Annotated in this window: 23 protein-coding genes, 2 pseudogenes and 1 riboswitch; of the genes and pseudogenes, 13 read left to right on the forward strand and 12 right to left on the reverse strand. The window is 71.0% G+C overall.

Going from position 1 to position 25,208, the window contains the following annotated elements:
* Positions 1-73: 73 nt before the first annotated feature.
* Together C6Y14_RS03915 and C6Y14_RS03920 are read right to left on the reverse strand one after the other, a co-directional pair.
* Positions 74-1,441 carry a hypothetical protein gene (locus C6Y14_RS03915; protein ID WP_107014985.1) on the reverse strand — a complete coding sequence of 456 codons (1,368 nt, stop codon included), beginning with the start codon at positions 1,439-1,441 and terminating at the stop codon, positions 74-76.
* 329 nt (positions 1,442-1,770) lie between these two features.
* Positions 1,771-2,403: pseudogene (locus C6Y14_RS03920) on the reverse strand (HdeD family acid-resistance protein); the annotation flags it as partial.
* A 301-nt stretch (positions 2,404-2,704) separates the two neighbouring features.
* Here C6Y14_RS03920 and C6Y14_RS03925 point away from each other — a divergent pair.
* Positions 2,705-4,114 carry a DUF2252 domain-containing protein gene (locus tag C6Y14_RS03925; protein WP_107014986.1) on the forward strand — a complete coding sequence of 470 codons (1,410 nt, stop codon included), beginning with the start codon at positions 2,705-2,707 and terminating at the stop codon, positions 4,112-4,114.
* A 58-nt stretch (positions 4,115-4,172) separates the two neighbouring features.
* Here C6Y14_RS03925 and C6Y14_RS03930 read toward each other — a convergent pair whose 3' ends face one another.
* From C6Y14_RS03930 to C6Y14_RS03940, 3 genes are all read right to left on the reverse strand, one after another.
* The gene (locus tag C6Y14_RS03930) at positions 4,173-4,694 is read right to left on the reverse strand and encodes a hypothetical protein (RefSeq protein ID WP_107015182.1); all 522 of its coding nucleotides are present in this window, start codon (positions 4,692-4,694) and stop codon (positions 4,173-4,175) included.
* Positions 4,695-4,845: 151 nt separating this feature from the next.
* On the reverse strand, positions 4,846-6,666 hold the full coding sequence (locus tag C6Y14_RS03935) for a glycoside hydrolase family 15 protein (protein ID WP_107014987.1): 1,821 nt from the start codon (positions 6,664-6,666) through the stop codon (positions 4,846-4,848).
* Positions 6,667-7,048: 382 nt separating this feature from the next.
* Complete coding sequence (locus C6Y14_RS03940) at positions 7,049-8,026, reverse strand: ABC transporter substrate-binding protein (RefSeq protein ID WP_107014988.1); 978 nt, start codon at positions 8,024-8,026, stop codon at positions 7,049-7,051.
* Positions 8,027-8,373: 347 nt separating this feature from the next.
* Between C6Y14_RS03940 and C6Y14_RS03945 the strand changes: the two genes are divergently transcribed.
* Both C6Y14_RS03945 and C6Y14_RS03950 read left to right on the forward strand, forming a co-directional pair.
* Positions 8,374-8,547, forward strand: coding sequence for a CsbD family protein (locus C6Y14_RS03945; protein ID WP_107014989.1), 174 nt, complete (start codon positions 8,374-8,376; stop codon positions 8,545-8,547).
* A 76-nt stretch (positions 8,548-8,623) separates the two neighbouring features.
* A complete protein-coding gene (locus C6Y14_RS03950; protein WP_225890869.1) occupies positions 8,624-9,079 on the forward strand; it encodes an ATP-binding protein in 456 nt (151 codons plus the stop codon).
* Positions 9,080-9,196: 117 nt separating this feature from the next.
* Here C6Y14_RS03950 and C6Y14_RS03955 read toward each other — a convergent pair whose 3' ends face one another.
* The 4 genes from C6Y14_RS03955 to C6Y14_RS03970 form a co-directional block, all read right to left on the reverse strand.
* Positions 9,197-9,688 (reverse strand): hemerythrin domain-containing protein, encoded by a 492-nt coding sequence (locus C6Y14_RS03955; protein WP_107014990.1) that lies wholly within the window; start codon positions 9,686-9,688, stop codon positions 9,197-9,199.
* Between the two features lie 131 nt (positions 9,689-9,819).
* Positions 9,820-10,239 (reverse strand): hypothetical protein, encoded by a 420-nt coding sequence (locus C6Y14_RS03960; RefSeq protein WP_225890870.1) that lies wholly within the window; start codon positions 10,237-10,239, stop codon positions 9,820-9,822.
* 136 nt (positions 10,240-10,375) lie between these two features.
* On the reverse strand, positions 10,376-10,726 hold the full coding sequence (locus C6Y14_RS03965; protein WP_159074159.1) for a hypothetical protein: 351 nt from the start codon (positions 10,724-10,726) through the stop codon (positions 10,376-10,378).
* A 181-nt stretch (positions 10,727-10,907) separates the two neighbouring features.
* Complete coding sequence (locus C6Y14_RS03970) at positions 10,908-11,168, reverse strand: WhiB family transcriptional regulator (RefSeq protein WP_107014992.1); 261 nt, start codon at positions 11,166-11,168, stop codon at positions 10,908-10,910.
* A 243-nt stretch (positions 11,169-11,411) separates the two neighbouring features.
* On the opposite strand from C6Y14_RS03970, the gene C6Y14_RS03975 reads away from it, so the two are divergent.
* Positions 11,412-12,116, forward strand: coding sequence for a GAF and ANTAR domain-containing protein (locus tag C6Y14_RS03975; RefSeq protein WP_107014993.1), 705 nt, complete (start codon positions 11,412-11,414; stop codon positions 12,114-12,116).
* Between the two features lie 92 nt (positions 12,117-12,208).
* Here C6Y14_RS03975 and C6Y14_RS03980 read toward each other — a convergent pair whose 3' ends face one another.
* Entirely contained in the window at positions 12,209-13,504 is a 1,296-nt protein-coding gene (locus tag C6Y14_RS03980; protein ID WP_107014994.1) for a phospholipase D-like domain-containing protein, read from the reverse strand.
* 199 nt (positions 13,505-13,703) lie between these two features.
* Here C6Y14_RS03980 and C6Y14_RS03985 point away from each other — a divergent pair, with 199 nt between their 5' ends.
* The 3 genes from C6Y14_RS03985 to C6Y14_RS03995 all read left to right on the forward strand — a co-directional run bounded on the left by C6Y14_RS03985 (position 13,704) and on the right by C6Y14_RS03995 (position 16,322).
* Entirely contained in the window at positions 13,704-14,576 is an 873-nt protein-coding gene (locus C6Y14_RS03985; protein ID WP_107014995.1) for a SigB/SigF/SigG family RNA polymerase sigma factor, read from the forward strand.
* Between the two features lie 57 nt (positions 14,577-14,633).
* Entirely contained in the window at positions 14,634-15,098 is a 465-nt protein-coding gene (locus tag C6Y14_RS03990) for a hypothetical protein (RefSeq protein WP_107014996.1), read from the forward strand.
* Between the two features lie 459 nt (positions 15,099-15,557).
* Complete coding sequence (locus tag C6Y14_RS03995; protein WP_107014997.1) at positions 15,558-16,322, forward strand: hypothetical protein; 765 nt, start codon at positions 15,558-15,560, stop codon at positions 16,320-16,322.
* A 90-nt stretch (positions 16,323-16,412) separates the two neighbouring features.
* Here C6Y14_RS03995 and C6Y14_RS04000 read toward each other — a convergent pair whose 3' ends face one another.
* Complete coding sequence (locus C6Y14_RS04000; protein ID WP_107014998.1) at positions 16,413-18,107, reverse strand: cellulase family glycosylhydrolase; 1,695 nt, start codon at positions 18,105-18,107, stop codon at positions 16,413-16,415.
* A 293-nt stretch (positions 18,108-18,400) separates the two neighbouring features.
* Here C6Y14_RS04000 and C6Y14_RS04005 point away from each other — a divergent pair, with 293 nt between their 5' ends.
* From C6Y14_RS04005 to C6Y14_RS04025, 5 genes are all read left to right on the forward strand, one after another.
* Positions 18,401-19,171, forward strand: coding sequence for a tetratricopeptide repeat protein (locus tag C6Y14_RS04005; protein ID WP_107014999.1), 771 nt, complete (start codon positions 18,401-18,403; stop codon positions 19,169-19,171).
* A 93-nt stretch (positions 19,172-19,264) separates the two neighbouring features.
* A riboswitch (cobalamin riboswitch) is annotated at positions 19,265-19,446 on the forward strand.
* A 30-nt stretch (positions 19,447-19,476) separates the two neighbouring features.
* A complete protein-coding gene (locus C6Y14_RS04010; protein WP_107015000.1) occupies positions 19,477-20,235 on the forward strand; it encodes an energy-coupling factor ABC transporter permease in 759 nt (252 codons plus the stop codon).
* Positions 20,232-20,633, forward strand: a complete 402-nt coding sequence (locus C6Y14_RS04015) for an energy-coupling factor ABC transporter substrate-binding protein (RefSeq protein WP_225890871.1) — start codon at positions 20,232-20,234, stop codon at positions 20,631-20,633. Before C6Y14_RS04010 ends, C6Y14_RS04015 begins: the two co-directional genes overlap by 4 nt.
* Positions 20,634-20,639: 6 nt before the next feature.
* Positions 20,640-21,389, forward strand: coding sequence for a cobalt ECF transporter T component CbiQ (gene cbiQ, locus C6Y14_RS04020; RefSeq protein WP_107015001.1), 750 nt, complete (start codon positions 20,640-20,642; stop codon positions 21,387-21,389).
* Positions 21,386-22,249 (forward strand): energy-coupling factor ABC transporter ATP-binding protein, encoded by an 864-nt coding sequence (locus tag C6Y14_RS04025; protein WP_107015002.1) that lies wholly within the window; start codon positions 21,386-21,388, stop codon positions 22,247-22,249. Before cbiQ ends, C6Y14_RS04025 begins: the two co-directional genes overlap by 4 nt.
* 60 nt (positions 22,250-22,309) lie before the next feature.
* On the opposite strand, the gene kstD is transcribed toward C6Y14_RS04025, so the two are convergent.
* On the reverse strand, positions 22,310-24,133 hold the full coding sequence (kstD, locus tag C6Y14_RS04030) for a 3-oxosteroid 1-dehydrogenase (RefSeq protein ID WP_107015003.1): 1,824 nt from the start codon (positions 24,131-24,133) through the stop codon (positions 22,310-22,312).
* Between the two features lie 247 nt (positions 24,134-24,380).
* On the opposite strand from kstD, the pseudogene C6Y14_RS04035 reads away from it, so the two are divergent.
* Positions 24,381-24,938 (forward strand): annotated as a pseudogene (locus C6Y14_RS04035) (CGNR zinc finger domain-containing protein); the annotation flags it as partial.
* Positions 24,939-25,208: the final 270 nt, after the last annotated feature.

The raw sequence follows: 25,208 nt of genomic DNA on the forward strand, positions 1-25,208 counted from the left end.
GGCCTCACCCGGAGCGGGTGAGAGGACCGGCCGCGTACCCCGGGGCGGGGCGCCCGGGTGTTCCGGCCGCGGTTCACGGGGTCGCATGGCCGGACACCGCGCCGTCCCCGGGCGGTGCGGACGCCGCGACGGCGACGAGCACCGCGACCGCCGCCAGTGCCACCAGGACCAGGGCCAGGACGAGCGTCACGGAGCCGACCGTCGGGTGGTTCCACAGGACGAGGGCCAGGGCGCCCGCCCCGATGACGGTGCCGGTGGCCCACGACCGGCGGGCGGCCAGCCCGCGTCCCACGGGACCGACGCGCATACCCGCCCGGCCCAGCCCCCGCCCCGCCGCACCCGCGCCACGCCGGAACGCGCTGCGCAGGGCGACGGCCGGCCGCCCCGGGCCGTACAGATACGCGGCCAGCGCGGTGATCACGGCGACGACGATCAGCGTGCGTGTGCTGTCGCGCAGGAAGCGCACGAAGGTGTCGAAGATCGCCGCGGCGGCGTCCGGGGGCAGCGTGGCGGCCGGGACCGTGTCCAGGTACACCCGGCGCATGGCGAGCAGCGCCACGAGCAGCGCCACCATCATCAGACCGATGCCGACCGCCGTGATCAGCAGCATCAGCCGGTGTCCGGGGGCGGTCCACACGGCCAGGGCCGCGAGGGCGACGGTGAGCACGGGCAGCCATGTGCCGACGATGTCCAGCGCCCGCATCGCGTCCTGCGCCCTGGCCAGTTCCGCGGTCCGGAACAGGGTGATGGTCCGGTCGCTGTCCGGGATGAGGGCGGCCCGCTCGAAGCCCTGGTCGACGAGGCGCCCGCGCACCTGGTCCACCACGGATCCGATGTCCAGCTCGATGGCGTCGTCCGTGGCGCGCAGCGCGCCCTCGCGTTCCCCGGTGAGCATGCGCAGCACGGCGGCGTGCGCCCGCCGGTTCGCGCCCTCCCACACCTGCTGGAAGAGGTCGCTCGTCACCACGCGTTCGACGTTGCGGCGCACGACGGTCCGCACCGCCGAGGTCAGTGGGCCGGTGAGGGCCTCGGAGCCCGCCACCACGCGCGGCGGGGCGTCGGCGTCCGCGAGCACCTTCGTCAGCGAGGCCGTCACCGCCTCGACGTCCACCTGCTCCACCACGCGGGCGGTCAGCCGGTTGATGACCACCTTCTGCACGGCCGGGTCCGAGGCCAGGGGGCCGACGGTCTCCACGTACCGGTCGGTGTCGGAGACCGTGTCGTGCACCCAGGCCGAGACGACCGCCAGGGGCGCGAGCAGGAGCGCCACCAGGAGCAGGACCGACGCGGCCAGCCGGCGTGTCCGGCGGTGGCGCAGGGTCGCGGCCCGGCGCAGCCGCTCGTACTCCGAGCGTTCCTCGGCGCTCAGGACACGACCGGGGTCCTCGGCTCCGCCGGAGGGGGACGGTACGGCGTTGCCGTCCGGGACGTCGGGGGCCATGGCTCCTCCTCGGAGGGGTGCGCCCGGACAGCGACGCGCTGCCGACGGGTTACGGAGGCTGCGGCGGGTCACGGACGCTGCGCGGGTTACGTGGACTGCGGCGGACCGGCGCCGGAGGAGGGCGGGAGGTGCCGCCGAAGGAGGCCGGTGAGGGGTCAGTCGGTCCCGGCGGGTTTCGTGGGGCCGGCAGGGCCTGTGTAGCTCGTGGGGCCGGTGGGGCCGGTAGCGCCGGTGGGGTTCGTCGGCTCGGCCTCGCCGGCCGGGGCCGCCGGGGATGCCGGGGCCGCCGGGGATGCCGGGGATGCTGAGGTTTCCTGGACTGCCGCACTCGTGGCGCGCTCCTTGCCGAACGTGGCCCGCCAGGCGAAGGCGATCACCACCTCCACCAGTCCGAGCAGAACGAGCCACAGGCCGAGCAGCCGGGTCAGCGCCCGCGCCGACTCGGTCGGCAGCGCCAGGACGACGATCCCGGCGAGGATGCCGATCACGGCGGCGCCGAAGAGGAAGCCGCGGTGGGGCAGGCCCTTGGCGACGATGGCCGTGTAGAGGGTGAGGATGCCGGACACCAGCCAGACGACCCCGACGATCAGCGAGAGCGCGGCGATCGTCTGCAGCGGGTTCCGCAGGCAGAGCACCCCGGCGAGGACGTACAGCACCGCCAGGAGCAGCCCCGGCAGCCGCTCGCCGAGGTCGTCGCGGGCGAAGGACGCCACGAACCGGAAGCCCCCGGTCACCAGCAGGTAGAGCCCGATCAGGACCGCGAGGACGTGCAGCGTCTCGTCCGGCCAGACCAGTACGAGGATGCCCGGCACCAGGGTGGCCACCGCCGAACCGAGGATCCAGGTCCAGGAGTGCCCGAGCCTCGCCAGCGCCTCCGCCGGGTCGGCCGACGCCCCCTGGGCCGCCCCGGCGGAGCGGTGAGCCGGTCCGGAACGCGCTGCCGGATCACGCGACACGGTCATGGCCTCTCCTCCTTGGCTCCCCCTCGCGCGGCCGGACAGCACCGCGGACGGACCGCCGCCCGGGCGGTGCGTGGTGGATCGACCGTCAGCGTCGCGCCCTCCCGGCGGGGCGGGATCACCCCCGGCGGGTGATCCCGCCCGATCGGGGAGACGATGAGGTGGAGGGCGCGGACGTACGCCGGCACGCGGCGCGACGGACGGCACGGGTGCCCGGTACGGGCGCCCGGGGAGGCGCTCGGTACAGGTGCGTGTGGCACGGGTGCTCGTGAGCACCGTCCGGACGGTTCAGGAGGTTCGCGCCATGGCCATACCGATCGCCTTCACGGCCTCCCTGCCTCCCGCCGAGAGGGCGGCGTACGGCAGGGACGCGCGCAAGCGGGCCTCCCGTTCGTGCCACGGCTGGTTCGAGGCCGAGCAGGAGCGGCCCGACCCCGTCGAGGTGATCGAGCGCCAGTCGCGGTCACGGCTGACCGAGCTGGTGCCGATCCGCTACGGGCGCATGCTGGAGTCCCCGTTCCGCTTCTACCGGGGCGCCGCGTCCATCATGGCCGCGGACCTCGGGCCCGTACCGAACTCCGGCCTGACCGTGCAGCTCTGCGGAGACGCCCATCTGCTCAACTTCCGGCTGCTGGCCTCGCCGGAACGTCATCTGGTCTTCGACATCAACGACTTCGACGAGACCCTGGCCGGACCGTTCGAATGGGACGTCAAGCGGCTGGCGGCCAGCTTCGCGATCGCCGCCCGGGCCAACGGATTCTCCGTCAAGAAGCAGAACCGCGTCGTACGGGCCTGCGTGCGGGCCTACCGGCACCGGATGCGCCAGTTCGCCGGCATGGGCACGCTCGACATCTGGTACGCGCAGGACGACGTCGACCGCATGCGGGAGCTGCTGGCCTCGTCCATGGACAAACGGACCAGGCGCCGTACCGCCGACGCCTCGGAGCGGGCCAGGACACGCACCCACCTCCAGGCCTTCGAGAAGCTCACCCGGGTCACGGCCGAGGGCAGGCGGATCACACCGGACCCACCGCTGATCACTCCCCTGCGGGATCTCCTCGCGGACACCTCCGAGGCCGACGAGGAGAAGGAGCTGCGGACCGTCGTGGACGGGTACGCGCGGACCCTGTCGTCCGAGCGCCGGCACCTGCTGCGCCACTACCGGCTCGTGGACATGGCCCGGAAGGTGGTGGGCGTCGGAAGCGTCGGCACCCGCTGCTGGATCCTGCTGATGCTCGGCAGGGACGACGGGGATCCCCTGCTGCTGCAGGCCAAGGAGGCGCAGGAGTCGGTCCTCGCCGCGCACACGGGCGGCGACCACTACGACAACCAGGGGCGCCGCGTGGTGGCGGGACAGCGGCTCATCCAGACGACCAGTGACATCTTCCTGGGCTGGACGAACGTCGTGGGGTTCGACGGCCGGGGCCGGGACTTCTACGTACGGCAGCTGCGCGACTGGAAGGGCATCGCCCGGCCGGAGACCATGGACCCGGAGCTGCTGCGCCTGTTCGGGCAGCTGTGCGGGGCCTGTCTGGCGCGGGCGCACGCCCGTTCCGGGGACCCCGTGGCCATCGCCGCCTACCTGGGCGGGAGCGATCGCTTCGACCGCGCGCTCACGGGGTTCGCGCAGGCCTACGCCGACCAGAACGAGCGGGACTTCGAGGCGCTGGGCACCGCCGTCCGCTCCGGCAGGGTCCGCGCCGAGACTCTCTGAGAGCGTCCCGCCCGCGACGGCGCCCCGAGCGCGACGGTGTGTTCACGCGACGGTCTGTTCAGTGGGTCAGGAGGAGCTTGAACGCGATGATCAGCATGCCGAGCACCAGGTTCACCCCGGCGGTGACGGCCATCAGACGGCGGGAGGCGCCACCCCGTCGTGCCGCGGCCGTGGACCAGCCCACCTGACCGGCCACGGCGACGGCGAGCGCGAGCCACACGGTGGCGTCGATGCCCAGCCCCAGCAAGGGACTGGCGGCCACGACGACGGCCGGCGGGACGGCTGCCTTGACGATCGGCCACTCGTCGCGGCACACGCCCAGCACGGCCTTGCGGTCCAGGCTCCGCCGCATCAGACGCGCGCCGAAGACCTGGGCGTGCACGTGCGCGATCCAGAACACCGCGCCGGTGAGCAGCAACAGCAGCACCAGCTCAAGGCGCGGAAACGAACCCAGGGTGCCGGCCCCGATGATCACGGAGGCGGCGAGCATGGAGCCGTAGACGCCACCGGTGCAGTCGGCCCGGGCCCGGCGCTCCGCGTTGCGCACCGTCCGGGGCGTGGCCTGTCCGGTACCGGACATGTCGATCTCCTCTCGGGCGACGACCGCGTCCACCCGGCTGCCCGTACCCGGCCGTCCTGCCCCATGGCACGCGACGGGCCCGGACGGCGCCTCACCCTCCATGGGCGACCCCGCCGGGCCGCAGCCGCCGCCCCGTCGATCGCGGCCCGGTTCAGCCGAGGGCGTCCATCTCCTTGTCCAGGGAGAGGGCGGCCGTGATGAGCGCGAGGTGCGTGAACGCCTGCGGGAAGTTTCCGAGCTGCTCGCCGGTCGAGCCGATCTCCTCGGCGAACAGGCCCACGGGGTTGGCGTATGTGAGCATCTTGTCGAAGGCGTACCTGGCCGGCCCGAGCCGGCCCGCCTGCGCCAGCGCGTCGACGTACAGGAAGCTGCACAGGGAGAACGTGCCCTCGCTGCCGCGCAGTCCGTCGGGGGACGCCTGCGGGTCGTAGCGCTGGACGAGGCTGTCCGAGACCAGTTCCCGTTCCATCGCGTCGAGGGTCGACAGCCAGCGCGGATCCTTCGGCGCGATGAAGCCCACGGAGGGCATGAGCAGCAGGGACGCGTCGAGAGTGGTGTCCTCGTAGTTCTGGACGAACGACTCGCGCCGGGCGCTCCAGCCGCGCTCCATCACCTGGCGCAGGATGCCGTCCCTCGCCATGGTCCACTCCGGGATGTCGGCGGGCCGGGCGAAGTCGCGTGCCATCCGGATGCCCCGGTCGAAGGCGACCCAGCACATGAGACGGCTGTAGGTGAAGTCCTTCTGCCCGCCCCGGGTCTCCCAGATCCCCTCGTCGGGCCGGTCCCAGGCCTTGACCAGCCAGTCCAGCACCCCGGACAGTGCCTGCCAGCCGTCGTACGGCGGTGCGTTGCCGACGCCGTGCACGGTGTGCGAGAGGGCGAGGACGGCCTCCCCGTAGATGTCCAGCTGGAGCTGTCCCGCGGCGCCGTTGCCCGCGTACACCGGCGCTGATCCCCGGTACCCCTCGAAGTGGTCCAGGGCCACCTCCGGCAGCTCGGGGTCGCCGTCGACGCGGTACATGATCTGCAGGGGTTCACCGCTGACCGTGCGGCCCGCCTTCACCCGGTCGCCGAGCCAGCCCCGGAAGGCGAGGGCCTCCTCGATGTGCCCGAGGCCCAGCAGGGCGCCGACCGACATCGAGCCGTCGCGCACCCAGGTGTAGCGGTAGTCCCAGTTGCGTCCGCCGCCGATCTGCTCGGGCAGCCCCATGGTGGGTGCCGCGACGGGCGCCCCGGTGGGCGCGTAGGTGAGCAGCTTCAGGGTGATGGCCGCCCTGTTCACCATGTCCTGCCAGCGTCCGCGGTAACGGCTGCGGCGTACCCACGCGTGCCAGAAGTCCCGGGTGCCCTCGAACAACGCCATGACGTCCGGCGCCGTCAGCGGCGGTACGGGGCTGTCGTCGGCGTCGCCCACCGTCAGGACGAGTGCGGCGAAGTCCCCCTCGTCCATGGCCAGTTCGCTGCGGATGTCGTCGCCGTCCCCGCTCCACCGCACCGGACCGACGCTCTGCACCACGGCCTGCGCGCCGGGAGCGTCGAAGCGTACGGCGTCGTCGCCCAGGCCGACGCGGTGCGCGGCACGGCCGTAGTCGAAGCGGGGCCGGCACTCCAGCGAGAAGCGGACCCGGCCGCGGGTCACCCGCAGGATCCTCACGAGCCGGTGCCGGCCCACCACCCGCTCGGGGCGCTCCACCGGCATGAAGTCGACCACTTCGCCGACGCCCGACTCCGTCAGGAAGCGGGTCACCAGGATCGCGGTGTCCTGGAGGTAGATCTGCACGGGCGGCTGCGCGGTCTCGGCGGACACGGTGAAGTGACCGCCGCGCCGGTGGTCGAGGAGCGAGGCGAAGACACTGGGCGAGTCGAACCGGGGCGCGCACAGCCAGTCGACCGTGCCGTCGGAGGAGACCAGCGCGGCGGTCTGCAGATCACCGACCAGTCCGTGGTCGGCGATGGGGGGATAACGTCGCATGGCCGGTGCTCCCTTCGGCCGGAGCGCCCCGTGCATCGAATGACCCGGCACCGCGTCACGCCCTGGCGCCTGCCAACATCGCCGCGCGACGCCGCCAGAACCTCCCCCACGACGGGTGAGTTCCCCGGGCGGGAAACCCACCCGGTCTCCCGAGTACGGCCCCGCCCACCTCCAGGGGCGCGGGGAACTGCGCACGGGGGATCAGGGGCGGAAGGCCGGAAGGCCCCCAGGGGCGCGGGGAACTGCGCACAGGGGGTCCGGGGGCGGAGCCCCCGAGGCAGTGACGGGAGCCCCCACAAACCCGGCGCCGCACCCCGGTGGGGGCCCGGGGGCCCGGGGGCCCGGGGGCAGAGCCCTCGGAAAAGTAGCGGGAGGCCCGGTCTCAGGAGAACAGGACCTCCAGATCCGGCTTCTTGTCGCCGAACAACCCGTCCCGCTCCCCCAACACCGCCAGCTTCTCCAACGACGCCATGTCCACGGAAGCCGGCCATCCGGGCAACGTGAGCTTCGCCAGGACATCACCATCGATCTTGGTGTACGTCGTGAGGACCTGACGGGCCTCGTCGGGGTGATCGGTGGCGTACCGGAGCGACTCGGTCATCGCCTCGGCGAACCTCTTCACCAGCCCCGGATCCCGCTTCGCCAGTTCGGCCGAGGTGAAGTACGTCGCAACGGTCAGCTTCGGATCCGTCTCGGCGAACGGCGACGCCACCACTCGGGCACCCTGCGCCTTGGCGATCGTCATCGCGGGCTCACCCATCCACGCGGCGTCCACCCGCCCGTCGTCCAGTGCGGCCGGCATCTGGTCGAACGGTATCTCCACGAACTCGACCTCCGACGGGTCGCCGCCGGCCGCCCGGACCGATTCGCGCACCGTGGTGTCCCCGATGTTCTGCAGGGTGTTCACCGCGACCGTGTGTCCGGCCAGGTCCTCGGCCGACTTGATCGGGCTGTCCTTGCTGACACCCACCCCGGTGACGTCACCCCCGACCTTGCCGTTGGACGCCGCGCCGTTCACCACGGACCTGACCGGGACTCCCTTGACCTGGGCGACCATCAGCGAAGTGGTGTTGCTGAACCCGAACTGGAACTGGCCGCTCACCACGCCGGGGATGATCGCCGCGCCGCCCTGGGCACTCACCATGTTCAGTTCGATACCGCGGCTGCCGAAGAATCCCTTCTTCTGTCCCAGATAGAGCGGGGCCACATCGACGATCGGGATGATGCCGACCTTGACCTGTGTGGTCTTGTTCCCGCTTGAGGACGACGAACCGTCCGCCCCCGAGTCGGAAGAGCCGCAGCCGGCCGCGGCGACGATCGTGGTCAGCACGGCGACAAGCCCGAGAACGCGCCTTCGCATGGGCTCCTCCTGCAGCTCGGTGCTACGGCTCGGCCTATGTTGTGCATTTTCGTGACGGCAGGAATCTACAGGCCTAGTTTCGCGCTGTCAGCACTCAGGACAAGGGCGGCCTCGTGGACCGGAGTACGCCGAGGGGACGGCGGGCGCCGAAGATCTTTTACGCGTCCCCTTCGATTTCACGCGATCACCGCATCTTGATTTCACTGTCCCCTCCTTTCGTCGTGTGTGATCCGGCCGATCGGAGGTACGCCGTCGAATTCTCGAACGGCCGCGTTTGGACCGGCTCTCTCCGGTCAGCCGTAACAGTAGATCGCACGGACGAAGCACAAGTGAGGACGTGAACCGCAGTGGCCGAGAACGAGAAGGCGAAGGCGAAGACCGAGCAGGCCAAGGGCAAGGTCAAGGAGACCCTGGGCAAGACTGTCGGCAACGAGCGTCTGACTGCCGAGGGCAAGGCGGAGCAGTCCAAGGGAGACGCTCGCCAGGCCAAGGAAAAGACCAAGGACGCATTCCGTCATTGAGGATCACCTAATGCGGAGGGCCCGTCGCATGCTCTTGCGGCGGGCCCTGCTTCTTTTTCAGGCGAAGGAGCGAGAAATGCTCAGGGAGCACCGGATGTCCGTCCCCGGCGCGGCGGCCGTCCCGCCCCGGCCCACCCCCTCCGGACCCCGTAATCCGGCCGAGGTGCGCGAAGAGGTGAGGTACGCGCTCGCGGAGGCCCGTCGGTCCCGGCGGCGCGAGGCCCTCGGCGGTGACGAGATCATCGGCGACGCCCTGCTCGTCGCCTCGGAGCTGACGACCAACGCGATGCTGCACGGCGGAGGTGTCACCGGGTTCGAGGTGACGCTGGACGATCAGGAGGTACGTCTGTCGGTGAGCGACCGCAGTCAGGAGTTCCCCACTCCGGCGCAGCACGCCGACGAGCGGGGCTTCATGCGGCCCGGCGGGCACGGCTGGCCGATCGTCTGCCGTCTCGCCCGTGACATCACCATCTCGGAGCTCAGGACCGGCGGTAAGCGCATCACCGCCGTGGTGCCGCTCAGGCGCCGGTAGGGCCGGGCTCCCTCCGGCCCGCGTACGGACCTTGTCCCGCTCACGGAGCCGCACGCGTTCGGGCCCGACGGCACACGTCGGACCGGCCGCACCCACAGGTACAGCCGGTCCCGGAAGTCACTTCTTCAGGATGGCGCGTACGTTGTCGGCAGATCCGCAGCCGGACTTCAGCCGGTGCGCCCGCTCCTTGAGGAAGTCCGCGCCCAGTTCTTCCCGGCGTTCCATCGCGACGTTCTCCCGCGCCCCGTTGAGGATGGTCCGCTCCTCCTCGTCGGTGTGGTGCGCGATGGCCTCCACCAGCTCTTCGAGCTTCTCGTCCCAGTCGTCGGAGCCGATCTCGTCGACCTCCAGGAGGGCGAGCAGCGCCTCGTTGCCCTCCTCGTGCTCCTCCTCGCCGTGCTCGACTTCCTCGTCGTCGATGTCCTTGTACCGCTTGAGGGCGGGGTAGACCTTGGTCTCCTCCGCGAGCGCGTGCGCGATCAGGAGGTCGGCGAACTCCTTCAGTGCGGACTCCCGGTCCGCCTCGACACTGCGCATCTGCCGGAAGAGGTCTTCCATCCTCCGGTGGTCCGCGAGTATGAGTTCGACGACATCTCGTGTCTCAGGCATGGGTGCGGTGCGCCTTCCTCGCTGGAAATACAGTCCAGCGACACGTGTGCCCCGCGATCGAGGAAGAAAAGCACCGGAAGACAGCACGCGGGGAACCGGAGGAGGAGCGACCCCGCCCGGCCCACCCGGCGTCAGGCGGTGAGTGCCTGCCGGGGCACCTCCGCCGCCGTCGCCGGTGCACGCACCACGGAACGCACCGCGGGGCGCGCTGTGGGACGCACCGCGGGACGCACCGGGTACGTCGTCTTCGAGGGGTCGATCACCGGGTCGCCCAGCACGAGCCGGCCGGCCGCGTGCAGCGCGTCGCACTCGTCCGTGGGCAGCGCCACGTAACAGCCCGCGGCCGCCTGCCAGTAGCCGTACCGGCGGCGGCCGTTGGCGTGCACGGTCAGGCAGACGGGGACGCGCTGCACGGTGATCAGCCGCAGCACCTCGGAACCGCCGGCGCCGAGCGGCGCGGGTGCGGGCGTGCGCGGGACGGGTCGCAGCAGGGTCAGCGGGGCTGCGTCCGAGGCTCGCGGCACGGCACGGCGGCGGGGAGTGGGCGTCATGTGCGGGCGGCCTTTCGACGGACGGGTTCGATCGCGTATCGCCTGGAGCGATGACGTTCTCGCTGCTCGGCATTGTTCCTCAGGGCACTGACATCGCGGGTCGCGGCCGCTCCGGGCCACTTCCCCGAGCCGCCCTTCACGGGCGGCCGGGCGGCGGGGGCGCATGATGTGCGCGGCCTTCCAGCTCGCCCTGGACGAAGGGGTCGTCGGCGCTGTCGTACGCCCCGGCGTGATCGAAGAGCGCTTCGGTGACGCGCTCCCACTCGTCGGTCTCCGCCTGCGCGATCAATGCGTCCCGGCCGGTGCGCGAACCGTCCTCGGCGGCCTTGCGTGCTTCTTCCCACGCGGCCTTCGCCTCGTGGTGCCGCATGCCCTTCGCGGACCGCCGTACCCGCGCCCAGGCGTCTCGCTCATCCTCGGACGGCTCCACCACCTCGTCGCTCGTGTCGTCGACGGGACCGGACACTCGGTCCTGCTGCGGGCCCACTGCTTCACCTCGCTGGGTACGGCGCGGAAAACTGCTCTCAGCAGTCCCCTCTGCCCCCGACGTGGAAGCCGACACCTGTCAATGATGACGAGCCGTTACCTCGACGGGTTCCCTCGATCCCGCCCGATGAGGCCCGCGTGCGGCGCGCGCACCACGGACGTCACCCTGCGCACCGACCGCGCTACGCGGTGTTGTCCCGGGAGGTGCGGCTGCGGATGCGCCGCCGCAGGGTGCGTCGTTCGGCCTCGCTCTTGCCGCCCCAGACACCGATGCTCTGGCCCGTGTCGAGCGCCCAGTTCAGACACTCCTCGCGCACGGGGCATCGCCGGCAGACGGACTTCGCGTCCTCGATCTGCACAAGCGCGGGGCCTGTGCTACCGATGGGGAAGAAGAGGTCGGGATCGACGGTGCGGCATTCCGCGTACTCGCGCCAGCCCTCCATGGGGGCCTCCTTCGGTCGCAGTGGTGTTGTTCTCGGGGTTCGGTCCCCCCATCGGGTCACCAGGTACCGCCCCCGTGAAACAGGGAGTCTTGTGGGACAGTGCTGCCCGGACCTCCGCACACCACCGGCTTTCACGTGCCGCACGCACCGAAAGGCCTGGCCCGGCGCGACGCGGACGCCCGGATGGCAAGATGGGCCTTCACGAGGCATCCCGGGATGCTTCACGAAAAGAGCAGGTGACGCATGTCTGAGGTGCCGGGGGAAGTCTGGGAGCAGTTCGCGATCGCCGTGGCGGAGATGGCGCGGGATCTGCTGGCGCAGGACTCCGCCCAGGGCACCCTCGACCGCGTCGCGGAGCATGCGAAGGTCCTGATCGACGGGTGCGACGAGGCCGGCATTCTCACGGTGCGGCAGGGTGAGGTGCACGCGCTGGCGGCCACGAGCGACGTGGTCCGCCGGTCGGACCGCATCCAGCAGGACCTGCAGGAAGGCCCGTGCTTCGACGCGGTGACCGACCGTCAGCAGATCTACGCCATCGAGGACCTGCGGGAGCCGAACAAGAAGTGGCCCCGCTTCGCGCCCGAGCTGAGGAAGCTGGGCATGGGAAGCATGATGGGCTTCCTCCTCTTCACCGAGGACGACAACCTCGGCGCCCTGAACGTGTACTCGCACAAGCCGGGCGTCTTCGACGAGACAGCCCGGCGCGCGGGCTGGATCCTCGCCTCCCACGCGGCCGTGGCCTTCTCCGCGGCCCGTACGCATCAGCAGCTGAGCCACGCCATGGAGACCCGGCACGAGATCGGCGAGGCCATGGGCATCCTGATGGAGCGCTACGGACTGACCGAGGACTCCGCGTTCAAGGTGCTGAAGAAGACGTCGCAGGACCGCAACGTCAAGCTGCGCGAGATCGCCCACCAGATCTGCCGGACCGGCGAGAAGCCCGCCTGACGCCCGGCCGCCCCGCCCGAACCGGCCCCTCCTCCCGGTCCGGTCCCTCCGTCCGATCCGGTCCCCTCGTCCGGATCCGGCCGTGCCGTTCGTCACAGGAAGCGGCGGATGGGGATGACGGCCGCCTCCCGGGCCCGCTGCGCGACGGAACGGCGCTTCCAGCGGCCCTTCTCGATCAGGGTGCTGGCGGTCAGGTCCTCGTCGAAGTGGGCGTCGAGCGTCGACGTGAACTCCTCGTCCAGCACGGCGAGCATGATCTCCTCGTCGTGGTCGAGCGAGCGGCGGTTGAAGTTGGTCGAGCCGACCAGCGAGGCGACGTTGTCCACGGTGATGACCTTGGCGTGCATCATCGTCGGCTGGTACTGGTGGATCTTCACACCACAGGCGGTGAGGTCCTCGTAGTAGTGCTGGCCGGCCAGCTGGCAGACCCGCTTGTCCGTGTGCGGGCCGGGCAGCAGGATCTCCACCGTCACACCCCGGCGGGCCGCGGCGCACAGCAGCTCGACGAAGAACGCGTCCGGCGAGAAGTAGGCGGTGGCCAGCCTGAAGCGCTCCTCCGCCGACTCCAGCATCACCCGGAGCAGGGTCTGCATGTCCTGCCACCCGAAGCTGGCCGAGCCGCGCACCACCTGCACCACGGCCCCGCCCTCGGGGGTGTGCGCGACGAACCGGTCACGGTCGTCGAACAGCTCCTTGTGGCACTCGGCCCAGTTCTGGGCGAACGCGGCGGCGATACCGTCCACGGCCGGCCCGCGGACCTCGGCGTGGGTGTCGCGCCACTCGCGCTCGTTGCGCGCGTCGCCGCACCACTCCTCCGCGATCCCCACCCCGCCGGTGAACGCGGTCCGCTCGTCGACGACGAGCACCTTGCGGTGACAGCGGTGGTTCTGCTTGAGCGGGGAGAGGGCGAGCGGCTTGCGGAACCACGCCACCTGCACCCCGGCCTGTTCCATGTCCGCCAGCAGGTCCTTCTCGATCAGCCTGCTGCCGAACCCGTCAAGCAGCAGGCGTACCCGCACACCGTCCCGGGCCCGTTCCGCGAGTGCCTGCGCGAACTCGCGGGCGATCTCGCCCTTCCAGTACACGAAGGTCATCATGTCCACGGTGTGCTCGGCGGACCGGATGCCCGCCAGCATCGCGGCGAAGATCTCGTCGCCGTTGCGCAGAGCGGTGAGGGAGTTGCCCTCGGTCGCCGCGATGCCGATGAGTCTCTCCAGCCGGCGCCGTATCCGTTCCGCGCGCTGCGCGTACTCCGGCGACGACCAGGTCCCGGAAGGATCGACCGCCTTCTCGGGCCGGTTCTCTGTATCCGGCCGGTCCTGCGTATCCGGCCCGTCCTGCGTGTCGGACCGGTCACATGTGTCCGGCTGGTCCTGCGTACTGGTCATGGCATCACCCGGCCGGCACGGGGAGGAGACAGGAGGGTGCGCGCTGCCCGGTCCGGCACGGGCGCGGCCAGCAGACTGTACTCCGGCCGCCTGGGTACTCATGGACGGACGCCTTCGTAATTGACCGGGGTTGAGCAGACATGCTCTTGAGGAAGCCGGGCAGGAGACGACCAACTTGCTTTCTAGTTAAGGCGGCACCGTGACTACCTCCGTGAACACCCGCGAGGCATCTGACTGCAGCACGGGCGTGCAGGAGGCCGCGGGCGACCTGCCGTGGATCGAGGACGGCGGCAAGGTCGCTCCCAAGGACGCGCGGGTGCTGTCCCGGCTGTTCCTCGACCGGCTGCAGGAGCTGGAAGAGGGCACCCACGAATACCAGTACGCCCGCAACACCCTGATCGAGATGAACCTGTCCCTGGTCAGTTTCGCGGCCCGCCGGTTCCGTAACCGGGGCAGCGGTGACATGGAGGACGTCATCCAGGTCGGCACGATCGGCCTGATCAAGGCGATCGACCGCTTCGACCTGTCGCGCGAGGTCGAGTTCACCTCCTTCGCGATCCCCTACATCGTCGGCGAGATCAAGCGCTTCTTCCGGGACACCACCTGGGCCGTGCACGTCCCGCGGCGCCTGCAGGAGCTGCGTGTCTCGCTCGCCAAGAGCAAGGAAGCCCTCGCCGCCACGCTGAACCGCCCGCCGACGGTCAAGGAACTCGCCGTCCATCTGGACCTGAGCGAGGAAGAGGTCATAGAGGGTCTGGTCGCCGCCAACGGTTATGTGGCCGGCTCGATCGACACTCCCGGTGGCGACGACGACTCCACCGACGGCGGCCCGAAGTACGCGGACACCCTGGGCGAGGAAGACCCGGCGATGGACCTCTTCGAGGACCTGCACACGCTCGCGCCCCTGCTGCAGCAGCTCGACGACCGGGAGCGGACCATCATCGAGATGCGCTTCGGCCGGGAGATGACCCAGGCGGAGATCGGCCGCGAGCTGAACCTCTCCCAGATGCACATCTCCCGTCTGCTGACGCGCACCCTCAACCGGCTCCGCGCCGGACTGCTCGCCGCGTGACGGTCGCGACCGCGCGGGACACACCACACGTGACGGATCGAAGGGACAAGCAACGCCGTGAGTGACGAGCAGGACCCGCTCCGGGAGTCGGCCGCGCCGATCGTGACCGAGCCCGTACCGGATCTCCAGCTGCAGATGCTGGTACGACTGGTCGGTCAGGACCCGCAGGCGGCGCTGCCGATCACCCTGTTCATCGGGGGTGGTCTCCTCTACGGCGACCTCATCTCGCACAAGGCGTGGAAGACCGACTGGGCGCGCAGCCTGCGCGGTGTCGACGGACCCGGAGCACAGCTCCTTGAGCGGTTCCCCGAGCAGGTGGACGAGGCCGTCTCCGACAAGCAGGGGCGTCCGATCCCGCAGCGGTTGCCGCAGTGGATCCACCTGCGCGACGCCACCAGCGCCGTCGCGGCGGGCGGCCCTGTCGTGATGCCTCTGTGGCGAGGGCGCCTCACGGACGTCTCCGGCTGGTCCCTGGGCAAGCCCGACAGCTCCCTCGGCGAAACAGAGGACAGCCGCCTCTGACGTACGGGGCCGAACGCCAACACCTCTCCTCCGCCGACATCTCTGCACCTCCGCCGACGTCTCTGCACCTCGGCCGACGTCCACTTCCCCGCGTCTCAGCCGACGTTGTTGCCTTCCCCACGCGCAGCTCTCCCGCACACCCTCCCGGCCCGCACCTCCGTCGTCGTGAGGTGCGTCGTCAGCCCGGTCGAGGACCCGGTCGAGGAGTGGCGCGGTTCCGGTTCGTGCACCGGTCGGTCAGTTCGTAAAGTCACCTTGAAGGTTGAATTCGAGACATGCCTCCACGTGTGTGGTCAGGTGTCTCTCGCACACCTCGCCGCCTGCGCCTTTGTGGCCCGCGACAGTGTGTCAGGAGCCATGTAACCGCGGGGACGGTCCTGACAACTTCGGGATCATGGCCTGATGATGCGAGTAGCATCCGGCTCCAGCAGCACACGATGACGAGGAAAGGTAACTGCCATGTCCGAAGTCGAGTCGGCCGCCACGGAGCTCAAGTCCCAGTACGCCGCCCAGGTGTCCGCGGACCTCGAACGCAACACCAAGGAGCAGGAACGTATCGGCGCCGAAGTGGAGGCGCTCCAGGAGCAGTTGGGTGCTCTGCAGCACGACCAGACCCTGCTGGCCGAGCTGCAGCGGGCGTTGGGCGCCGACCAGGCCGCCGCGAACGCCAAGAGTGGCTCCGCGACCGCGCCTTCGGTCCCGCGTCAGGCCACGGCGGGCGGACGCAAGAAGGCCACCACCACGAAGTCGGCCGCCAAGCCGGCCGCCTCGAAGGCCACCACCAAGTCGGCCTCGAAGGCCCCTGTCTCGAAGGCCGCCGCGGCGAAGCCCGCCACCGCAAAGCCCGCGACTGCGAAGTCCACCGCATCGAAGTCCACCGTCTCGAAGACCGCCCCTTCGAAGACCGGAGCGAAGTCCGTCACGGCCGAGGCCGCTGCCTCGAAGCCGGCCGCCGCGAAGCCCACGCTGGTCGAGCTGATCCGCGAACACCTGGGCCGGCAGTCCGAGCCGCGCTCGTCCGCCGAGGTCGCCACGGCGCTGGCGGAGGCCCATCCCGAGCGCGAGATCAAGCCCAAGGTCGTACGCACCACGGTGGAAGGACTCGTCGCCAAGGGCCAGGTCCAGCGCAGCAAGCAGGGATCGTCCGTCTTCTACACGACGTCCAAGGCCGCGCCCGCCGCCGCCACCACGGAACAGGCCGCCGCCGCGGAAGCCACTGCCTGACCACCACCCGGCGCCCGGCCGGCCGACGGGGCGCGGTGACCCCGCCGGCCAGTGGCTGCCGGCCCACGGCCGCCGGGCGGTGACTGCCGGTCAGCCGGTGGCGCAGGTGGCGCCGTTGAGGGTGAACGCGGTCGGGGCCGCGTTCACGGTGCCCTTGTTGGCGGTGAAGCCGACGGCGACCGAGCCGCTCGCGGGGATGGTGGCGGTGTACGAGGCGTTGGCGACACTCACCGAGGCGCCGCTCTGGGTCGGGGTACCGCCCCACATGTTGGAGACCGTCTGGCCGTTGGCGAAGGCGAAGACCAGCTTCCAGCCGCTGATCGCGGCGGTGCCCGTGTTGCGGATGGTGATCTCGCCCTGGAAGCCGCCGGGCCACTCGTTGCTGACGCGGTAGCCGACGGAGCAGCTCGCGCCGGGCGTGCTGCCGCCGTCGGCGGTGGTGACATTCACCGTGGCGGAGCGCGCCGAGCGGTTTCCGGCCGCGTCACGTGCGTAGACGGCGAAGGTGTACGCCGTGTTCGCGGTGAGCCCGGTCACGGTGGCGGTGTTGGTGGTGGCCGCGGCGACCGTGGTCTCGCTGCTGCCGCTGACCCGCACGATGTCGTAGGCGGTGACACCCACGTTGTCGGTGGCGGCGGTCCAGGTGAGGGTCACCGAGGTGGCCGCCACGGCGGAGGCACCCGGGGTGCCGGGCGCGGTCGGGGCCTGGGTGTCACCCGGGGTGCCACCGCCGTAGATGGTGGCTTCCTTGGAGGTCTGGGCGATGCCGTTGGCGCCGTTGAAGATGCGCTGGCCCCAGGAGCTGAGCTGTGTGGGGTCGAAGCCGATCGTGAGGTCCAGGATCGGGTCGGTGTTGCCGCTCCAGGACCAGGCGAGGTAACCGAGGCGCAACTGCTGCGCCGTGGCCATCATGGTGTCCTCGTCCGGGTCGCCCCACTGGTCGGCCGGACCGCCAAACTCCCCTATGACGATGGGGAGTCTTGCGGTGACGAACGCGTTCAGGTAGTCGGTGATCTCCGCGGCGGTGTCGAACACGCTGTACATGTGGATCGAGAAGATGAGGTTGCCGGTGGTGTCGGCGTCGTAGACGGCCTGGGCGTTGGCCCGCATGACTCCTTGCCAGTCCTGGCCCCAGTTGGGCGCGTCCACCATGATGGTGTGCTCGAACCCGGCGGCGCGCAGCTTCTTGACGGCGGCGATCGTGGGATCGGTCCAGCCCGCGGGGTCGGTGTTGCCCCAGGGCTCGTTGCCGATGTTGACGATGACGTAGTTCTCCTGGCCGGTGAGCACGCTCTTGAGCCCGATCCAGTAGTCGGCCGCGTGGTCGAGCGTGCCGGCCGCCGCGTCCTCGCCGTAACCGGTGGTGTCGTGCACCTCCAGTACGCAGATCAGCCGGTTGGCCTTGCACTGGGCGATGACGGCGGCCACGTCCTCGGGACTGTTCTTGCTCCAGCGGTGGCCGTCGGAGAGGACGACGCGGACGGAGTTGGCCCCGAGTGCCTTGATGTCGGCCAGTGACTGCGTCTCACCCGGGTACCAGGTGTGGGCGTGGTTGACGCCGCGCATGATGAAATCGTTGCCGTTGCCCTCCAGCAGACGGCCGTCGTCGATATGGAGGCCGGTGGCGAGGGCGCCCGGAGACGCCCCGGGCGGGTCACCGGGCAACTGGGCGTGTGCGGCGGTCGGTACGAGCGCGCCGAGGACGACGAGCCCGAGCAGTGCGGCCAGCCCGGCGAGGAACGCGCTGACGAGGTTCTTCCGTGTCGTGCTTCTTGTTCTTCTCACTGCGACTCCAGGGAGTGAGCGCCAAGAAACTTGGGTTACGGGAAAGTGGGAGCGCTCCCATAGAGTCACCTTGCCAGGGGCACGTCAAGACTTGGCGCACGCTCGGCCACGTAACGGAAGTGCCGGAGGGGGCTTTTGAGGAGGCCCTCTCCCTCGACACCCCCGCCGTGCCTTCTCTTGTGACCCGGCGTCATGGAAGGCGGTGCCCGGCCGCGGTGTGGCCTGTTCAGGGGGCCCGCGAAGCGCGAGCCGTACGTACTCTGGGAACGGACCGCGGAAAAGGGGCCGTTGAGATGTCGGGACAGTCGTGCACGGGATGCGCCGGGACCATGCGGTCGCTGCGCGCGGAGCTGCAACAGGCCGCGGAGGACCGGTCCCCTGCGGGCCTCCCGTCGCCCTCGGCGAAGGACGGACACCCCGTGGAGTCCCCTGCCCCGGCGGGGGACGACCTGGTGGACCTCTTCGAGCGTCAGGTGACCGAGCACGAACACGGCCTCGGACCCGACCATCCGGACACCCTGCGCTCCCGCAACAACCTCGCGGGCGCCTGTCTGCAGGCAGGACACCTCGAACGGGCCGTGGCCCTGTCCGAGCGCAACCTGGCCGACAGCGAACGCGTCCTGGGCGCCGCCGATCCCCACACGCTGACCTGCCGCAACAACCTCGCGGGCGCGTACGAGGCGGACGGCGACCCGGATCGTGCCGTCCCGCTCTACGAAAGCGCCCTGGCGGCCCGCGAACGGGTCCTGGGTCCGACCGCCCTGCTCACGCTGCGGTGCCGGGACAATCTCGCCCGCGCGCACGAGCTGACGGGAGATCCCGCCCGCGCCGTCCCGCTCCACGAGCGCACCCTCGCCGACCGCGAACGCGTCCTGGGCGCCGATCACCCCGACACCCTGCTCTCCCGCTGCGAGCTCGCCCATGCCCACCACGGGGCGGGAAACCCCTCGCGCGGTGCCGAGTTGTACACGCACGCCCTGGCCGACTGCGAGCGCGGCCTCGGCCCCGGCCACCCCGCGACACGGCATCTGCGGCAACTGCTGGCCCATGCGCAGGCCGGCTGAACAGGCGCGTCGTACCGACCGGCAGAACCGGCGCGCGCCGCGTGACCACTCTCACGCCCCCGAGGGCCGCTTGTCACCACCCCTCTACGCGCACTACTGTCACGACGCCTTGGTGCTCGGGAAATCGGTGTGATGCCGGTGCGGCCCTCGCCACTGTGATCGGGAAGTCCGGCTCCGGCCCTCACGGGCAGCCACTGGGTCCTCGGACCCGGGAAGGCGGAGCACGGGTGGTCTTACCCGTAAGCCAGGAGACCGGCCAAGGCGCGTCAACCATCCACGAGGTGCTGGAGAGGGTCTGCTGAGCCATGCACATAGCCGAGGGTTTCCTTCCTCCGGCGCACGCGGTCGCCTGGGGCGTCGCGTCGGCGCCGTTCGTCGTCCACGGAGTCCGGTCGCTCACCCGTGAGGTCAGAGAACATCCCGAGAGCACGCTCCTCATCGGCGCGTCGGGGGCCTTCACCTTCGTTCTCTCCGCACTGAAACTGCCGTCGGTGACCGGCAGCTGTTCCCATCCCACCGGCACCGGTCTGGGCGCCATCCTGTTCCGGCCGCCGATCATGGCGGTCCTGGGCACCATCACCCTGCTCTTCCAGGCACTGCTGCTCGCGCACGGCGGCCTCACCACGCTCGGCGCCAACGTCTTCTCGATGGCGATCGTCGGACCGTGGGCCGGCTACGGGGTCTACCGCCTGCTCCGGCGGTTCGACGTGCCGCTGATGGTCGCGGTGTTCTTCGCCGCGTTCGTCGCCGACCTGTCCACCTACTGCGTCACCAGCGTGCAGCTCGCCCTCGCGTTCCCCGACCCGAGCAGCGGATTCCTGGGCGCGCTCGGCAAGTTCGGCTCGATCTTCGCCGTCACCCAGATACCGCTCGCGGTGAGCGAGGGGCTGCTCACGGTGCTCGTGATGCGGCTGCTGGTGCAGTCCAGCAAGGGCGAACTGACCCGGCTCGGTGTGTTCCTGGCCGGCAAGCGGTCCCGGTCCGGAACGAACGGGACTGACGCGACGAACCAGACGAACGAAACGAACGAAGCGAACGAGACGACCGGGACGGTGACCCGATGAGCCGTAACGCGAAGATCAACGCACTGCTGCTGCTCGTCGTGGCCGCACTCGCCGTACTGCCACTGGTCTTCGGCATGGGCGACCACAAGAAGGAGCCGTTCGCGGGCGCCGACGCCGAGGCGGAGACCGCGATCACCGAGATCGAGCCGGACTACGAGCCGTGGTTCTCCCCCCTGTACGAGCCGCCGTCCGGGGAGATCGAGTCGGCGCTGTTCGCCCTCCAGGCGGCACTCGGCGCGGGCGTCCTCGCCTACTACTTCGGCCTGCGCCGGGGCAGGCGCCAGGGCGAACTGCGGGTCCTGGCGCAGCGGGAGGGCGGCCAGGACCCGACGGCGGAGGCGCCCGGCGGTACCGGCGGGTCCGGAGCCGGACCGGACCGACTGACCGAACGGGCCTGAGCCTTCGTGCTGCCGATCGACGCGGCGGCGCACAGCAGTCGCTGGCGCCGCCGCCACCCCGTGGACAAGGCCGTGCTCGGTCTCGGCCTGACCGTACTGGCGATCTCGCTCCCGCCCTGGCCGGGCGCCGCCCTGGTCCTGGTGACCGCCCTCACCGTCCTGCTGGGCCCGGCCGCGGTACCCCGCCGGCGGCTCTGGCGTGCCTACCGGGTGCCGCTCGGCTTCTGTGTGACCGGTGCGCTGCCTCTGCTGCTCCAGGTCGGCGGCCCGGACGGGTTCGTGACCCTGGCCGAGGGCGGTCCGGTACGCGCCGGGGAACTCCTGCTGCGTACCTCGGCCGCCTCTCTCGGTGTGCTCCTGTTCGCGTTCACCACTCCCCTGTCCGACCTGCTGCCGCGGCTGGTGAACGCCGGGGTGCCCGCACCGGTCGTCGACGTGGCCCTGGTGACGTACCGGATGAGCTTCCTGCTCCTCGACTCCGTACGCCGGATCAGGGAGGCGCAGGCCGCCCGGCTCGGGCACACCACACGGGCCGCCACCTGGCGTTCGCTGGCCGGGCTCGGCGCCACCGCCTTCGTGCGGGCCTTCGACCGGGCGACCCGACTGCAGGCCGGACTCGCCGGACGCGGTTACGACGGCACCCTGCGCGTGCTGGTGCCTCAGGCCCGGATCTCCGCGCGCTTCACCCTCGCCAGTGTCGCGCTGCTCGCGGCGGTGGCCGCACTCACCTTCGTACTGGAAAGGCCGCTGCGATGAGCGAGCCCGTGCTGGTCGCCCTGCGGGGCGCGTCCTACGCGTACGAGGACGGCCCGGCCGTGCTCAGCGGCCTCGACTTCGAGGTGCGCGCGGGGCGGGCGCTCGCCCTGCTCGGCCGCAACGGCAGCGGCAAGACCACCCTGATGCGGCTGCTCAGCGGCGGACTGCGGCCGCACAGCGGGCAGTTGACCGTGGAGGACCGGCCGGTGCGGTACGACCGCAGGGGCCTGACCCTGCTGCGCACGACCGTCCAACTGGTGGTGCAGGACCCGGACGACCAGTTGTTCGCCGCGTCCGTCTTCCAGGACGTGTCGTTCGGGCCGCTGAACCTCGGCCTGCCCGACACCGAGGTACGGGCCCGGGTGGACGAGGCGCTCACCGCGCTGGACATCTCGGCCCTGGCCGAACGCCCCACCCATCTGCTCTCCTACGGGCAGCGCAAGCGGACCGCGATCGCGGGTGCCGTGGCGATGCGGCCACGCGTCCTGATCCTCGACGAACCGACCGCGGGGCTGGACCCGGACGGTCAGGAGCGGCTGATCGCGACCCTCGACGGGCTGCGCGCGAGCGGCACCACCGTGGTGATGGCGACGCACGACGTGGACCTCGCCCTGCGCTGGGCCGACGACGCGGCACTCCTCACCCCGTCCGGAGCGGTCACCGGCCCCGCGGAGGCGACCCTGGCCCGTACGGACCTCCTGGAACAGGCGGGACTGCGGCTGCCCTGGGGCATCGCGGTGGCCGGACTGCTGCGCGCACAGGGCCTGTTGACCTCGCCGGCCCCCGGCCCGCGCACCGCGGAGGAACTGGCCGCGACGACCTCAGGGCACTCCGCTCCCCCGGTACCGGCCGACAACTGACCACCGACAGGCGACCGCCGTCGACCGATCTCCGTCAACCGGCCGGCCTCCCGCCCGGCTTCAGGACCCGGCGGCGACCGCCGCGATGTCCCGGGCGGCGATGTAGCCGAACGTCATCGCCGGTCCGATAGTCGAGCCCGCGCCCGCGTAGCTGTGTCCCATGACGGCCGCGCTGGCGTTCCCGGCGGCGTACAGGCCGGGGACGACGGAGCCGTCCGGGCGCAGTACGCGCGCCCGGGCGTCCGTGCGCAGCCCGCCCTTGGTGCCCAGGTCGCCCGGGACGATCTTGAAGGCGTAGTACGGGGCCAGCCACAGCGGCGCCAGGCAGGAGTTCGGGAGGATCGCGGGGTCGGTGTAGTAGTGGTCGTAGACACTGTCGCCGCGGTGGAAGTCGGTGTCGGTGCCGCTCCGGGCCAGGCTGTTGAAGCGGTTGACCGTGGCCCGCAGGGCGGCCGCCGGTACGCCGATCCCCTGAGCCAGGGCATCCAGTGTCCAGGCCTTGTGGGCGGCGCCGGACTCGTACCACGCGTCGGGGAGGACGAAGGTCGGGGCGATGTCCTTGAAGAGGTAGCGGTTGCGGTAGTTCTGGTCGACGATCAGCCAGGCCGGGATGTGCGGGGCGCTCGCGTTCTTGTCGTACATAGTGTGCACGACATCGCCGTAGGGGGCCGCCTCGTTCACGAAGCGCGCTCCGGCGGCGTTGACGAGGAGCCCGCCGGGCAGGGTGCGCTCGGCGAGGCAGAAGTACGGCTGGCCGGGCAGCGGGATGGCCGGGCCCCACCAGGCGTCGTCCATCAGGTCGAGGGCGCCGCCGGCCTGCTGGCCCGCCCGGATTCCGTCACCCGTGTTCTCCTTCGCGCCGACCGTCCACGCGGTGCCGATGGGCTGTCGCTGGTACTGGGCGCGCATGGCCGCGTTGTGCTCGAAGCCGCCCGAGCCGACGATCACTCCCCGCCGCGCCCTGACCAGACCGGGCGTACCGTTCCTGGTCACCACGGCTCCCGCGGTGGTGCCGTTCTCCGTGTACAGCTCGGTGAGCGGGGTGTTCAGCCACACCGGCACCTGGGCCGCGAGCAGTCCGGCGCGCAGGCCGGCCGCCAGCGACTGGCCCATGGCGAGGGGCTTCTGGCCGAGGAGGGCCGCTCTGGTCCCGCGGGCCAGGCACTCGGTGGCGACGGCGGCTCCTTTCGCGCTGACCGCGGACAGTGCGAGCCATTTGTAGTCGGCGCTGAAGACGACCATGCCGCTCGGGACCGGCAGGTACGGGGGATTCAGCCGGGCGAGTTCGGCGCCGAGGATGTTCCCGTCGAGCTGGGCGGGTTCGATGGAACGGCCGCCCGGCAGACCGCCGGGCAGTTCCGGGTAGTAATCGCTGTAGCCCTCCATGAAGCGGAACCGCAACGGGCTGTTGGCCATGACGAAGGAGATCATGGCGGGCCCCTGCCCGAGGAAGGCCTGTCGGCGGTCGGCGGAGACATCGGGGCCGGCCACGGCCGCCAGATAGCTCGCCGCCTTCGCCGGGGTGTCGGGGACGCCCGCGGCCAGGATCACCGGGTTGTTCGGAATCCAGATCCCGGCCCCCGAGCGGGCTGCCGAGCCGCCGAAGGTGGCCGCCTTCTCCACGACGACGCAGCTCAGCCCCTGTTTCGCGGCCGTCAGCGCGGCGGTCATTCCCGCCGCGCCCGACCCGATCACGACGACGTCGTACGTGCCGAGCGGCGGCAGGTCGGCCGCGCGGGCCGTACCGGGGAGCCCGGCGGCGAGCGCGAGACCGGTTCCGGTCGCCGCACCGAGTACCCGGCGCCTCGACGGTCCTGAGGGGCCTGAGGGAAAGGAGGGGCGAGGGCCGTTCGTACGTCTTGCGGGGTCCGCGCTTGTGGCCATGACAGGGCGCTCCAACCGGACGACGAAGGACAGGGACGGGATGGACCGGGAGGGAAGAGAGCGTGCTGTGCCCCGGGGCCTACGGGTGTCCGGCGCCCCGTTTCTGATGCGAAGTCAGGAATGTGGCGCGAGGGTCTTGGGAAGTCAAGGGGCACGTCGGACCCGGCCGAGTCCTGCGGTCGGGCCCTGCGGCCGCATCCCAGGAGCGGACCTTGCACAGGCATTCGTCACCTGTCAGGATGGTGACGTGAATGCGGATCATGTCTTCGTGTGCGGAAACCCGGCCCTGGACTTCGCCGCGACACTCCGCGCCCGTCGCACCCTGCGCTTCGAGATGTTCACGTCACCGGAGCGGCTGGACGCCTGGTACCGGGAAGCGGGGATCGTCGACACCCTCACGCCCGGCGGGAAGTCCGACCTCGCGCGGGCGGTCGCCGTACGGGAGGCCGTCTACGAGCTGGTCACCGCCCGGCGCCTGGGAGAACCCTTCGGCGGCAGGGCACTCGCCGTGGTGAACGGCGCGGCACGCACACCTCCGGCGACACCGCAGCTCACCGCGGCGGGGCGGCGGACGAGCGCGACAGCGGAAGAAGCGCTGTCCACCGTGGCACGGCACGCCGTCGAGGTGCTCAGCGGTCCGGACGTACCGCTGCTCAAGGAGTGCGGCAATCCCGACTGCACCCGCGTCTACATCGACCGGTCCCGGGGGATGCGCCGGCAGTGGTGCGGCATGGAGTCCTGCGGCAACAAGCTCAAGGCGGCGGCGTACCGAGCCCGCAAGAAGCAGGCGCGGGTGCCCGCCGCACAGACCGGCACCCGCACCCGCACCCGCACCCACCGACTGACTGACCGTCGCCCGAGCGCGCACGCACGGACGCGCGGCCTCCCGGGCGACGGACCTCAGATGCAGTTCCGTACGAGCCACTCGTCGTCGTTGTACGCGTTCCGCGCGGGATCCACGACCGTGGCCGGCTTCTCCTCGACGGTGTCCGCGAGACGGACCCTCTCCGGCAGCGCACCGAAGCGCGCGCGGCGTGCCGCCTCGGCGACATCCGGAACCCGAACCTTCTCGTCC

Origin of the sequence: Streptomyces dioscori (genome assembly GCF_003024195.1) — a bacterium.
In the GTDB taxonomy this organism is placed as follows: domain Bacteria; phylum Actinomycetota; class Actinomycetes; order Streptomycetales; family Streptomycetaceae; genus Streptomyces; species Streptomyces dioscori.